A 13029-nucleotide genomic window follows, 5' to 3' on the forward strand; every position below is an offset into this window, starting at 1 on the left:
ATGGATTTTGATACACTTTTCAATGACCAGCTCGATGTACTGAAAGACGAGGGCAACTATCGCTATTTTGCCGAGCTGGAGCGTAAGGCCGGCAAATTCCCGCGTGCAGCCAATCATGCCGAAGACGGTGTGCGCGATGTCACGGTCTGGTGTTCCAATGATTATCTGGGAATGGGGCAGCATCCGCAGGTCATCGCGGCAATGTGCGAAGCGGTTGAGCGGACAGGCACCGGCGCGGGCGGGACACGCAATATCAGCGGCACCAACCATGACCATTTGTTGCTGGAGCGCGAGCTGGCGGATCTGCACGGGAAAGAAGCCGCGTTGCTGTTCACCAGCGGCTATGTGTCGAACTGGGCCGCGCTTTCGACGCTGGGCAGCCGGTTGAAAGACTGCGTGATCCTGTCGGATGCGGGCAACCATGCCAGCATGATTGAGGGCATCCGCCACAGCCGCGCCGACAAGGTGATCTGGAAACACAACGACGTACATGATCTTGAGATGAAGCTGCGCGCCCTGCCGCGCGACGTTCCCAAGATCGTCGCATTCGAAAGCGTATATTCGATGGACGGCGATATCGCCCCGATCCGCGAGATTGTCGAAGTCGCCGAGAAGTATGGCGCGATGACCTATCTTGATGAGGTCCACGCCGTTGGCATGTACGGCCCACGCGGCGGCGGCGTGAGCGAACGCGAGGGGCTGGCCGACCGGATCACCCTGATCGAAGGCACCTTGGGCAAGGCGTTTGGCGTTGTCGGCGGGTATATCACCGGATCGGTCGCGCTGTGTGATTTCATCCGCAGCTTTGCATCGGGGTTCATCTTTACGACGGCCCTGCCCCCGGCGGTCGCGGCAGCGGCGCGGACATCCATTGCCTACCTCAAAACCTCCGAAATGGAGCGGGCCGGACAGCGCCGTCAGGTCGCCCGCCTTCGGGCCGCCCTGGACCGCGAGGGAATCCCCCATATGGCAAACGAAAGCCATATCGTGCCGGTTCTTATCAAAGACCCGGTGAAAACCCGGATGTTGGCCGATTATTTGATGCGCGAATGGGATATTTATGTCCAGCCGATCAACTATCCCACGGTTCCAAAGGGGACAGAGCGGTTGCGATTCACCCCGTCACCCCTGCACACAGACGAAGATATCGAACATCTTATCAATGCGTTAAGAGTATTGTGGAAGCAATGCGCCTTGGCACATGCGGTCGCTTGAGAGGGATCACACAAACTTTTGCATCCCAGGGGTGGACCAAGCGGCCCCATGCATTACATTGCACGCAGACCGGGGCATACGGTCACAGAACCAGGATCGAAAAGGAATACGGTCATGAAGAATTTTACAATGGCAGCCGCGTTTGCAGTACTTGCGGCGCCTGCATTTGCAGCCGGCCACGCATCCAGCCAAGGCGATGCAGCCGCCGGTGAAGAGCAATTTAACCGTCAATGCGTCGCCTGCCACGTTGTGCAGGATGCATCCGGCGAGATCCTTGCCGGTCGCAACGCCAAGACCGCCGGGCCGAACCTGTTCGCCTTTGCCGGTCGCCCCGTCGCGTCAGCCGAAGGGTTCCGCTATGGCGATTCGATCGCTGAAGTTGGTGCACGTGGCGACGTTTGGACAGAAGAATCATTCGTCGAATACGTGCAGAACCCAACAGATTGGCTGCGCGAAACGCTGGAAGACCGTCGTGCACGTGGCAAGATGGCCTATCAGGTACGTGAAGAGGCACAGGCCTATGACCTATATGCCTTTCTATCGACATTCACTGCCGAATAAGGCCGCATTACAGTTTCAAAAAGGCCGTCAGAGGATGCTCTGGCGGCCTTTTTTCATGTCGCCGTGATCAATGCGGCAATTGTCGCCGCATCCTCTTCGTGGGCGAGGTGGCCAAGGTGGGGCAGCTCTGTCAGCCGCGCATTGGCAAGCAGGGCAGCCGCATCCCGGCTGGTTTGGGGCGGGACAGATTTGTCGCCAAGCCCGGTGATCAGATGCACGGGCGCGTCAATGCGACCCAGCCGCGCCAGCAACCCGTCCAGCGACCATTGCGCCATCATCGCCAGGGTCGCATCGACATGTGCGCGGTCCGTCGCGAGCCGATAGTAAAGGTCGATACCGGCTTCATCCAGCGTTGATCCGGTGCCTTGGATCAGGGTGCGCACGGAATTGCGCGTTGTCGTCGCCGCAAAGATCCGTGCGCTGAAGGGAGTTGCCGCCAAGACTTTGGCCATCATCGGAAACAGCCAGCCCGCCACCCCTTTGAAGGTGCCCAAGGCCGCGTTGATCCCAACGATCCCGCGAAGGGGCCGCACGCCCAGTTCCCACATCCGCAACGCAATCGGCACCCCCGCCGAATGGCCAACGATCAGCGCCGGTTCCCAGTTTTCATGACGGCAGAGCGCCACCAGATCCTGGGCCATGTGATCAAGCCCGCAGCGGTGTTGCGCGCCACATTGGGTGAACCCCTGCCCCGGCAGATCGACAGCGATAACGTGGTGATTCTGGGCCAGCAGGGGAAACAGGTTGCGAAAGCTTTGGGTGGCACCGCCCGCCCCGTGGATCAGCAGGATTGTATCACCAGCGCCGTGTTCCTGCACATGCCAGCGGTGGGGCCGACACAGGATCTGGCGCGAATACCGGGCAAGCGGCCAAGTCTGCTGATCTGGGGGCCAACGCATCGTTCAGTCGCCAAGGACGGCGGCGACGGATTGCGACAAGCGCTGCGCGTCGGCGCGCGGCAGCGGCAGATACGGGGCGTTCAGCGTTGCCGCAAGGGCGCGCAGCGCCGGTTCGGGCCGGTTCCCGGTGTCGATGACCAGCGCATCAATACCCTGACTGCGCAGGACGCGCGCGATGTGTTGCGCATCGGTGGCGGCCAGCTTGCGGTTCGCTGTCCCATCAAGCGCGATATTGGCCCGCCCGTCGGTAAGGATCGCGATTGTGGGCGTCAGGCCGCGCCGTCGGGCCTGTGTTGCCTGATCAAAGGCCGTGACCATGCCAGCGGCCAACGGCGTGCCGCCGCCGCCGGGCAAAGCCGCAAGCCGCCGTTTGGTCTGGACGAGTGACCGGGTGGGCGGCAGCAAAAGCTCGGCCTTGGTGCCGCGAAAGGCGACCAGCGCCACATGATCGCGGCGGGCATAGGCCTGTGCCAGAAGCAGTTCGACGGCGCCTTTCGCCTCGGCCAGACGGCTAAGTGCGGCCGAGCCGGACGCGTCAACCGCGAAGATCAGCAGCCGGTCAGAGCGTTCTTCGAACCGTTTCAGCCGGATGTCCGCAGGACGGATGTGCAACCCGTCGCGCCCGCTGGCGTGTTTACGGATTGTCTGCAATGGGGCGGCGGCGCGCAGGGTGCTGATGATATCAATCCGCGCGCCATCGCAGATTTTGCCGGCGCGCGATGACAGCGGCCTGCCGCGCCGGTTACCTTTGCGGGCCGCACCGGTCCCGTTGCCGCGGCCCTTCCGGGCCTTTTGCGCAGCTAGCCGTTCCAGCAGATTGTCAGGCAACAGCGCCTTTACCGCATCAAGCAGCAGGTCGTCGGGCAGGTCCGGCGTATTTGGATCATCGCGGTCGGATCGGGTGTCAGCGGGCGGCGCGTCTGGTTCCGGCACCTCTTCGGCTGGAGTGTCGGGGAATTGGGTCGCACGGTGGGCCAGCGTCAGGGCGCAGGCGATTTCCAGATCAGCCGATGTGACACTAACATGGCCCGAAAGCGCTGCATGTGCCAGCGCGGCGCGCAGCGTAAACAAGGGCGCACGCACGCTGTCGATCCCGCATTGCGCAGCGATGGTCGCGATTTGCAGCAAGATGTCGGGATCGTGCGTGACCGTTGGCAGGCGATGCTGCGCCGCGGCCAGATCGGGGCATTCGCTTGGCCCGGTATCATGGATGCCGATGTCGGAAAGATCGGCGTCGAACGCAAGGCGTTCCGCCAGCTTTGGGTTCAGCATCTCGTCCGGCGCGGTGCCTTCGTCAAGCGCGATCAGGCTGTGGATTTTACTGCGATCCAGCGTCAAGGCAAGCCGCGCCGCGAGCGCAGTAGACACCCGTTCCGCCATGGTCAAGATCAGCGCGCCGGGCGTCGCAAGTAGACCCTGTTCCTGCACAACATGCCCCGTTGCGAGCGTTGCAGACAGGTCTAGCCCGCCAAAAAGCGCATCGTCCGAAATCGCGGGATGCAATTTTCTGGCGTTCGGATCGACCCATTGCATCAACTGGTCACGGACCGGGCCAGACCGGGCGCGGACGCGCATCCCGCCAAGTGCCGGGTCAATCGCCAGCAATTGCAGCGCAAGCGTGGCGCGGGTCCAGTTGGCGCTAGGCAAGGACTTCTTCCACGACGCGGATGACGCGGGTGCCGCTGCCCGCCTCGTCCAACGGATCGCGGCGCAAGCGGTGGCGCAGGGCCATCGGCGCGGCTGCACGTATATGGGCGCGGGTCAGCGCCGTGTCATCACGCCAAGCGGCAAAGGCGCGGGCGGCCTTGAGCAAGGTCAGCTCGCCCCGCAACCCATCGGAGCCAAGAGCAAGGCAAAGCGCGGCCACATCATGCAGGGCCTTTTCGGGCGTTGTGAGGCGTGTCAGAGCCTTGCGCGCCGTCAAGATACGATCGCGGATCGCGGCATCTTCGGCCTGCCAGCGCAACATGAAGGCCGCGTTGTCGTTTTCAAACGCATCGCGGCGCTTCATTACTTCGACACGGGTTGCGATGTCTTTTGGCGACGCGACCTCGACCGACAGGCCAAAGCGATCAAGCAGTTGCGGGCGCAACTCTCCCTCTTCGGGGTTGCCAGAGCCGACGAGGACAAAGCGCGCGGGATGCCGGATCGACAGGCCTTCGCGTTCGACCACGTTTTCACCCGATTGCGCGACATCGAGAAGCAGATCGACGATGTGATCTTCGAGCAGATTCACCTCGTCTATATAAAGATAGCCACGGTTCGCGCGCGCAAGCAGGCCCGGCTGAAATGCCTTTTCGCCTTTGGTCAGCGCCTTTTCGATATCCAGCGCACCGGTCACCCGATCTTCGGTCGCACCCAGCGGCAGATCAACGACAGGCGTGGGCGTTTCATGCAGCGCTTTTGTGTCTAACATGGCCCAGTCAGGCACATTTTCGGCCCGTTCACTGTTCACAGGGCAGCCCTTGATCGCATTGATCGGCGGCAAAAGCGCGGCCAAGGCACGCACGGCAGTGGATTTGCCGGTGCCCCGATCACCGAAAACCAGCACGCCGCCAATGCTGGCGTCGATGGCTGTCAGGATCATCGCCTGTTTCATTTCGTCCTGACCGACGATGGCAGAAAAGGGAAATGGGGTCATGCGGCCTCCAGTTTTGCGAGGGGGGATGTGCCGTTCCATGTGCCATGATCGGAGTGGACGGCAAAGCGGGCATAAAGTTCCTCGCGAAACCAGCCTTGGTCGCGGACGGCACGGATGGCGTCAGCGTGGGGGCCGGTGCGGGCGAAACCTGCCATTGCGGTTTCGGATGGCCAGATGGAAAAGGTGACCTGATGCAGCATCGGCACCTCGCCGATGCCGATCTTGAAGGCGACGTTGGGGTCGCGGCCGATCATGTCCGATATCCGGGGAACGCGGCCCCAGAAACGCGCAAGGATACGGGGTTTGATCGTGGCACGGGTCAGCGCGGCAAGGGGTCCGGCGGTGGCGCCGAGGCTGGGGATAAAGGGGGTTTGCCCCGCCCATTGGCCGCGTGCGGCTGTCGGTTGCAGAAATACGGTCCAGTCTTCGGTGGCGCGGCGGATATAGCGGGCGAAGACGCCTGTTCTGGTCCGCGCCCGCGCCGTTTCCGCGTCAGGCCATGTGGCAAGGATGGCGTAGACGGCAGTGTTGGGAAACGGCGTGAAACCTTCCCCGGCGCCAGACCCGCACAGTTTCCAGAAGCCGATGTCGGGCGTACGCGACAGCGGTAGACGCGCCGCTCCCATCATGCCCAATGCCCAGAGCCGCGCAAGCGGACCGGCAAAGCGGTAAAAGGAAAGGCTGACGATCTGCGGCACGGGCAAAACCTTGGTTAGTGTCAACTTAGTCTGACATACAGCTTTAGGTAAGTGAAGGCTTCCTTGTTCTTTACAAATGCATTGGCAATAATAATTGTCAACTTAGACTTACACTACTAGGGTTGGTTTATGCAGACACATCATCACGATCAGAGCAAAGAGAATGCGGCGATTGTCATCGGCGCGGGTCTTGGTGGTTTGGCGGCAGCAATGCGGCTTGGCGCCAAGGGATATGCGGTCACGGTTCTGGACCGGCTGGATCGGCCCGGCGGGCGCGGATCGTCGGTGACGCAGGACGGGCACCGATTCGATCTGGGGCCGACGATTATTACCGTGCCGCAGGTTTACGAGGATTTGTGGCGCGCGTGCGGGCGGGATTTTCATCACGATGTCGATCTGCGCCCGATGGATCCATTCTATGAGGTGCGCTGGCAGGACGGGTCGCGTTTCACCGCGCGGCAGGACACCGATGCGATGCTGGCAGAGGTGGCCCGGCTAAGCCCCGGTGACGTAAAGGGGTATCGGCGGTTCTTGCGAGATAGCGAGACGTGCTACAAGGTCGGGTTCGAGGGCATGGTGGCCAAGCCAATGCATAAGCTGTGGGAGACGATCAAGGTTCTGCCGACGTTTGCGATGCTGCGGGCGGATCGGTCGATTCTGGGTTTGGCAAAGGCCCGGGTCAAGGATGCCCGGCTGCGCATGGCATTGTCGTTTCACCCGCTATTTATCGGTGGCGACCCGATGCATGTGACGGCCATGTATTCGCTTGTCGCGTATCTCGAAAAGGAATTTGGCGTGCATTACGCGATGGGCGGGGTGCAGGCGATTGCCGATGCGATGGTCAAGGTGATCGCGGCACAGGGCGGGCGCGTGCGCCACGGTGTCGAGGTGGATGAGATTTTGGTCAGCGATGGTGCCGCGTGGGGTGTGCGGCTGGTCGATGAAGAGGTGATTTACGCCCCTTTGGTGATCAGCAATGCCGATGCGGGGCACACGTACCAGCGGCTGTTGCGCAATCTGCCGCGCAAGCGCTGGACCGACAGGAAACTGGCTTCGCGGCGCTGGTCGATGGGGCTTTTTGTTTGGTATTTCGGCACCAAGGGCACGGCGGATATGTGGCCCGACGTGGGCCATCATACGATCACCAATGCGCCCAGATACGAAGGTTTGCTGCGGGATATCTTTATCAAGGGCAAGCTGTCGGACGATATGAGTCTTTATATCCATCGCCCTTCGCGGACTGATCCCAGTGCAGCACCTGCGGGCGATGATACCTTTTACGTGCTGTCACCCGTCCCGCATTTGGGGTTCGCCAATCCGGTCGATTGGGACAGCGCATGTGCCGCCTACAAGGCCAAGGTGCAGGCCGAGGTCGCAAAGACGATACCGGGCTTTGCGGCGCGCATCACGACCGAGATGGTTCTGACGCCCGCGGACTTTCGGGATCGGTATCTATCGCCCAATGGGTCGGGATTTTCGATTGAGCCGCGGATTTTACAATCTGCCTGGTTTCGACCGCATAATGTCAGTGAAGAGGCCAAGGGGCTGTATCTGGTGGGCGCGGGCACGCATCCCGGTGCCGGGGTGCCGGGCGTGATTTCCAGCGCAGAGGTGCTGGGAAAACTGGTGCCGGACGCGCCTATGGCAGCAAAGATGAAGGTGGCGGCGGAATGATCGGACCCGATGATCTGGAACACTGCCGCGCGGCGATCCGCCATGGGTCGCTGTCATTTCATGCCGCGTCCAGATTGCTACCCGCCAAGGTGCGCGATCCGGCGCTGGCGCTGTATGCGTTCTGCCGGTTGGCCGACGATGAGGTTGACGAGGGCACGCATCAGGCGGGCGCGGTTTTGCGGCTGCAGGAGCGGCTTGATCTGGCGTATGCCGGCAAGCCCCGCAACGCCCCGGAGGACCGCGCGTTCGCCGCGATTGTCGAAGATTTCGGAATGCCGCGCGCGTTGCCCGAAGCCTTGCTTGAAGGGCTGGCATGGGACGCCGCAGAGCGGCGTTATGACAGCTTAAGCGGCGTCAGAGACTATTCCGCACGCGTCGCCAGTGCCGTGGGTGCGATGATGTGTGTGCTGATGCATGTGCGTGATCCAGATACGCTGGCCCGCGCCTGTGATCTGGGTGTTGCGATGCAGCTGACCAATATCGCGCGCGATGTCGGCGAAGATGCACGGATGGGCCGGATTTATCTGCCGCTGGAGTGGCTGGCCGAAACGGGGATTGATCCGCTGAATTTTGTCCGCGAGCCGCTGCCGACGGACGCCGTGCGCGTGATGGTCAAGCGACTGCTGCGCGAGGCCGATCGGTTGTACTGGCGGTCAGAGGCCGGGATCAATGCCCTGCCACGCAATGCCCGGCTGGGCATTTGGGCGGCGCGGTTGATTTATGGGGGGATCGGGGCGCAGGTGCGCCGCAACGGCTATGACAGTATTTCAATGCGGGCGCGGACCTCGACCCGGCAAAAGCTGGGTTGGATCGCGCAATCGGGGGCGCGGACGGCGTTTTCGATGGTGATGCCACGATCCGCCGTGATTTATGCGCCACCGCTGGACGAGGTCGCGTTTCTGGTTGATGCCGCAGGGCGCGCCAAACCGCAGACGGGGCGGTCGCAGGCCGTGCTGGCGATACTTGCGGAACTCAAGGCGCGTGAAGCGGGCCTTGGAACCGATCGCCCGCTGGCCTAGATTGCATGGGTCACTGTGAAAGGGACCGTTCATGGATATTTTTCTATTTCTCATCTTTCTTGCCGCGACATTCGGCGCTGGGGCGACTGGGGCGTTATTCCCGACGGGTGACTGGTACAAGTCGCTGAAAAAGCCATCATGGGTGCCGCCGAACTGGGTGTTCCCGGTGGTTTGGACGTCGATTTACGTGCTGATTTCCGTTGCGGGCGCGCGGGTCGCGGTGTTGGAGGGCAGCGCCTATGCAATGGCGTTTTGGGCCATGCAGATCGCGTTCAATGCGCTATGGACGCCGGTGTTCTTTGGCTTGCGCCAGCTCAGAGGGTCATTGCCGATCATGGCCGCGCTTTGGGTTGCGGTGCTGGGGGCGACGATCACGCACTGGCAGTTGGATTTCTGGGCCGGGTTGGCGTTTGCACCCTATTTGTTGTGGGTCACGATTGCGGCAGCTTTGAACCTGTCGGTCGCGCGGCTGAACCCCGATCAGCAGCCCTTGGCGATTGGCAAGCTGTGACCCCCTTGAACGTCACCGCAAAGGGTGACAATTTTGCGGATGGAACATCACATTAAATCTTGGGCCGAAGCGGCCCCCCGTCTGGTCGCTGTTGCTGCGGGGCGCGCACCGGCGGATATGGTTATTCGCGGTGGCGCGCTGGTCAACGTGCAGTCCCGCGAGGTGCTGGACGGCTGGCAGGTGGCGATTGCCGATGGCCGCTTTGCCTATGTCGGGCCGGATGCCGGCCATTGCATCGGGCCTGACACGCAGGTGATCGAGGCCGATGGCCGCTATCTGATTCCCGGCCTGTGCGACGGGCACATGCATATCGAAAGCGGGATGCTGACACCGGCTGAATTTGCCGCGGCAGTGATCCCGCACGGCACGACGACGATGTTCACCGACCCCCACGAGATTGCCAACGTGCTGGGCCTGCGCGGTGTGCGGATGATGCATGACGAGGCGCAGATGCAGCCGGTCAACATCTATACGCAGATGCCGTCCTGCGCGCCGTCCGCACCCGGACTGGAGACGACCGGATTTGAGATTTCAGCCGATGATGTCGCCGAGGCGATGGGCTGGCCCGGAATCATCGGCTTGGGCGAGATGATGAATTTCCCCGGTGTGATCAATGGCGACCCACAGATGCTGGCCGAAATGGCGGCGACGATGAACGCGGGCAAGACGGTAGGCGGGCATTACGCCAGCCCCGATAAGGGCAATGCGTTTGCCGCCTATGTGGCCGGTGGCCCTGCGGATGATCACGAAGGCACCGCCGAAGCGGATGCGATTGCACGTGTCCGTTTGGGGATGAAGTCGATGATGCGGCTTGGGTCCGCATGGTACGATGTCAAAAGCCAGATTACGGCCGTGACGGAACGCGGCCTTGATCCGCGCAACTTTATCCTGTGTACCGATGATTGCCATTCGGGGACGCTGGTTAACGACGGGCATATGAACCGGGTCGTGCGCCATGCGATTGACTGTGGCTGTGATCCGCTGATCGCGTTGCAGATGGCGACGATCAATACCGCAACGCATTTCGGGCTGGAGCGCGAGCTGGGATCAATTGCGCCGGGGCGCCGGGCGGATGTGATCCTGACATCGGATCTGACGACCCTGCCGATTGAACATGTGATCGCGCGCGGGCAAACGGTGGCGGTGGATGGCACGATTACCGTGGCTTGCCCGCATTACGACTGGCCCGCCGATGCGCGCCAGACGGTACGGATGGGCAAGACGCTGGGCGCTGCGGATTTTGGGATCGCGGCACCCCAAGGGGCGAACACCGTGACGGCCAAGGTGATTGGCGTTGTGGAAAATCAGGCCCCGACCGAGGCCCTGACAGCCGAGCTGCCTGTTGTGGATGGGCTGGTCGAGGGGCAAGGCGACACCTATCAGATTGCCTTGGTGGAACGGCACCGGGGCACGGGCGGCGTTGTAAACGGCTTTGTCTCGGGGTTTGGCTATACCGGGCGGATGGCAATGGCCTCGACCGTCGCGCATGACAGTCACCATATGATTGTCGTCGGCACCGATCGCGCGATGATGGCGCAGGCCGCGAACCGGCTCGGTGTGGTTGGCGGCGGCGTGACCGTGTGGAAAGACGGCGCAGAGCTGGCGCTGGTGGAACTGCCGATTGCCGGGCTGATGTCGGATCGTCCTGCCGCCGAGGTGGCCGCGAAGGCCGACCAGATGGTCGCGGCGATGGCCGCCTGTGGTTGCACGCTGAACAATGCGTATATGCAACATTCGCTTTTGGCGCTTGTTGTCATCCCGGCGTTGCGGATTTCTGATCTGGGGCTGGTAGATGTCACGAAATTCGAAATAACGGAACTTTTTGAGGAACGCTCATGAATGTCGAGCAGAAGATAATGATCAGGACACCCGATGTGCCCGCCGCCGAAGCCTTTAGCGATGCGGCCAAGGCCGTGGCGCGGCTACAGGAATTATACACCACCGCGATTGGGTTTCTCAGCGAACATTTCACCGCCGCCGTGGCGCATGGCCAGCCCGAAACGCGGGTGCGTGCGTATTACCCCGAAATTCGGCTGACCACGACAACCCATGCCAAGACGGACAGCCGATTGTCGTTTGGGCATGTGGCCGAACCGGGCGTTTATGCAACAACGGTGACGCGACCTGATTTATTTGCCGCGTATCTTGAACAACAGATCGCTCTTTTGATCGCCAGCCATGGCGTCCCGGTGATCATTGGAACGTCCGACACTGTGATGCCCGTGCATTTCGCGGTGGCGAATGACCCGTCGGTCATGGTGCCGCAAGATGGGTCGATGGAATTCAATCTGCGCGATAATTTCGACGTTCCGGACCTTAGCACGACGCATGATGACATCGTGAATGGTGCGGGGTTTGTCTATCCTGATGGCGCAAGGCCGCTTGCGCCGTTCACGGCGCAGCGGATAGACTATTCGCTTGCCCGGCTTTCGCACTATACCGCCACCGCGGCCGAGCATTTCCAGAACCATATCCTGTTCACGAACTACCAGTTCTATGTGGAAGAGTTCGAGGCCTATGCCCGTCACATGCTGGCCGATCCCGACAGCGGATATACCAGTTTTGTCAGCACCGGAAATGTCGAAATTACGCAGGCTGATGCGCCGCTGCCGTTGCCCGCCAAGCTGCCGCAGATGCCGACGTACCACCTGAAGCGCGCGGGCGGTGCGGGGATCACGTTGGTAAATATCGGCGTCGGCCCGTCAAACGCCAAGACCGCGACGGATCACATCGCGGTGCTGCGCCCGCATGCGTGGCTGATGGTGGGGCATTGCGCGGGCCTGCGCAATTCGCAGCGTCTGGGGGATTTTGTGCTGGCGCACGCATATCTGCGCGAAGATCACGTGCTGGACGATGATCTGCCGATCTGGGTGCCAATCCCGGCGCTGGCGGAAATTCAGATCGCGCTGGAAACAGCCGTGGCTGACGTGACCGAGCTTGAGGGGTACGAGCTGAAGCGGATCATGCGGACAGGAACGGTGGCCACGATCGACAACCGCAACTGGGAACTGCGCGAGCAGGCAGGCCCGGTGCAACGGCTGTCACAGTCGCGGGCCATCGCGCTGGACATGGAAAGCGCCACGATTGCCGCCAACGGTTTTCGGTTCCGGGTGCCTTATGGGACATTGCTTTGTGTCAGTGACAAACCGCTGCACGGAGAGTTGAAATTGCCCGGAATGGCGTCTGAATTCTACAAAACACAGGTCGCCGCACACCTGATGATCGGTATTCGCGCGATGGAGCGACTGCGCGAAATGCCACTGGAACGCATCCACAGTCGCAAATTGCGTAGCTTTGAAGAGACAGCTTTCCTGTAATGCGATGAAGAACGCCCGAAATCATGCAGTTTTCCCTTGTAATGCGACACTAACAGTTGTGGTGTGCCACTACATACCGTTAAATATGCAGGTAGAGGCCCCATAGAGCGGGCGAACGAGGGAGACCAGAAAAATGGCGACAAAACCAATGACGAAAGCGCAGCTTGTTGCTGCACTTGCCGAAGAAACAGGCATGGACAAAAAAGCAGCAGGGTCTGCTCTTGATGCCGTGACCGGTATCATCACCAAAGAAGTTGCAGGCGGCGGTGCCGTGACCCTTCCCGGTGTTGGCAAAATTTATTGCCGCGAGCGCCCAGAGCGCATGGTCCGCAACCCTGCAACGGGTGAGCAGATCAAGAAAGACGCCGACAAGGTTGTCAAAATGACAATCGCCAAGGCACTGAAAGACAGCGTCAACGGCTAAGCCATCGGGCCTTGTGCCGGATGCAGGATTAAGAAAGGGTCGCCCCAAACGGGCGGCCCTTTTTGCGTGA

General features: G+C 61.3%; 12 protein-coding genes. 8 read left to right on the forward strand and 4 right to left on the reverse strand.

Features of this window, described 5'->3' with window-relative positions; all coding sequences use genetic code 11:
- Both hemA and QZ196_RS05315 read left to right on the forward strand, forming a co-directional pair.
- Window positions 1-1215 carry a 5-aminolevulinate synthase gene (gene hemA / locus QZ196_RS05310; protein WP_296424660.1) on the forward strand — a complete coding sequence of 405 codons (1215 nt, stop codon included), beginning with the start codon at window positions 1-3 and terminating at the stop codon, window positions 1213-1215.
- Between the two features lie 114 nt (window positions 1216-1329).
- Window positions 1330-1776 carry a c-type cytochrome gene (locus tag QZ196_RS05315; protein ID WP_296424662.1) on the forward strand — a complete coding sequence of 149 codons (447 nt, stop codon included), beginning with the start codon at window positions 1330-1332 and terminating at the stop codon, window positions 1774-1776.
- A gap of 53 nt (window positions 1777-1829) precedes the next feature.
- Here QZ196_RS05315 and bchO read toward each other — a convergent pair whose 3' ends face one another.
- Genes bchO through crtA form a run of 4 tightly spaced genes read right to left on the reverse strand, consistent with a single transcriptional unit; the run spans window position 1830 to window position 6014 of the window.
- The gene (bchO, locus tag QZ196_RS05320) at window positions 1830-2675 is read right to left on the reverse strand and encodes an alpha/beta fold hydrolase BchO (protein ID WP_296424664.1); all 846 of its coding nucleotides are present in this window, start codon (window positions 2673-2675) and stop codon (window positions 1830-1832) included.
- A 3-nt stretch (window positions 2676-2678) separates the two neighbouring features.
- On the reverse strand, window positions 2679-4322 hold the full coding sequence (locus QZ196_RS05325) for a magnesium chelatase subunit D (RefSeq protein ID WP_296424666.1): 1644 nt from the start codon (window positions 4320-4322) through the stop codon (window positions 2679-2681).
- Window positions 4315-5316, reverse strand: coding sequence for a magnesium chelatase ATPase subunit I (gene bchI, locus QZ196_RS05330; protein WP_296424668.1), 1002 nt, complete (start codon window positions 5314-5316; stop codon window positions 4315-4317). Before bchI ends, QZ196_RS05325 begins: the two co-directional genes overlap by 8 nt.
- On the reverse strand, window positions 5313-6014 hold the full coding sequence (crtA, locus tag QZ196_RS05335) for a spheroidene monooxygenase (protein WP_296424670.1): 702 nt from the start codon (window positions 6012-6014) through the stop codon (window positions 5313-5315). The genes bchI and crtA overlap by 4 nt, the downstream gene beginning before the upstream one ends.
- Before the next feature lie 129 nt (window positions 6015-6143).
- Between crtA and QZ196_RS05340 the strand changes: the two genes are divergently transcribed.
- The 6 genes from QZ196_RS05340 (at window position 6144) to QZ196_RS05365 (ending at window position 12959) form a co-directional block, all read left to right on the forward strand.
- On the forward strand, window positions 6144-7688 hold the full coding sequence (locus tag QZ196_RS05340) for a phytoene desaturase (RefSeq protein WP_296424672.1): 1545 nt from the start codon (window positions 6144-6146) through the stop codon (window positions 7686-7688).
- Entirely contained in the window at window positions 7685-8707 is a 1023-nt protein-coding gene (gene crtB / locus QZ196_RS05345; RefSeq protein WP_296424674.1) for a 15-cis-phytoene synthase, read from the forward strand. The genes QZ196_RS05340 and crtB overlap by 4 nt, the downstream gene beginning before the upstream one ends.
- A gap of 31 nt (window positions 8708-8738) precedes the next feature.
- Window positions 8739-9218 carry a TspO/MBR family protein gene (locus tag QZ196_RS05350; RefSeq protein ID WP_296424676.1) on the forward strand — a complete coding sequence of 160 codons (480 nt, stop codon included), beginning with the start codon at window positions 8739-8741 and terminating at the stop codon, window positions 9216-9218.
- 39 nt (window positions 9219-9257) lie between these two features.
- The gene (locus tag QZ196_RS05355) at window positions 9258-11057 is read left to right on the forward strand and encodes an adenine deaminase (protein ID WP_296424678.1); all 1800 of its coding nucleotides are present in this window, start codon (window positions 9258-9260) and stop codon (window positions 11055-11057) included.
- Window positions 11054-12535 (forward strand): AMP nucleosidase, encoded by a 1482-nt coding sequence (locus tag QZ196_RS05360; RefSeq protein ID WP_296424680.1) that lies wholly within the window; start codon window positions 11054-11056, stop codon window positions 12533-12535. Before QZ196_RS05355 ends, QZ196_RS05360 begins: the two co-directional genes overlap by 4 nt.
- A 133-nt stretch (window positions 12536-12668) precedes the next feature.
- Complete coding sequence (locus tag QZ196_RS05365; protein WP_296424682.1) at window positions 12669-12959, forward strand: HU family DNA-binding protein; 291 nt, start codon at window positions 12669-12671, stop codon at window positions 12957-12959.
- The last annotated feature ends 70 nt before the right edge of the window (window positions 12960-13029 follow it).

The sequence above is a fragment of the Yoonia sp. genome (genome assembly GCF_017854565.1).
Taxonomy (GTDB): domain Bacteria; phylum Pseudomonadota; class Alphaproteobacteria; order Rhodobacterales; family Rhodobacteraceae; genus Yoonia.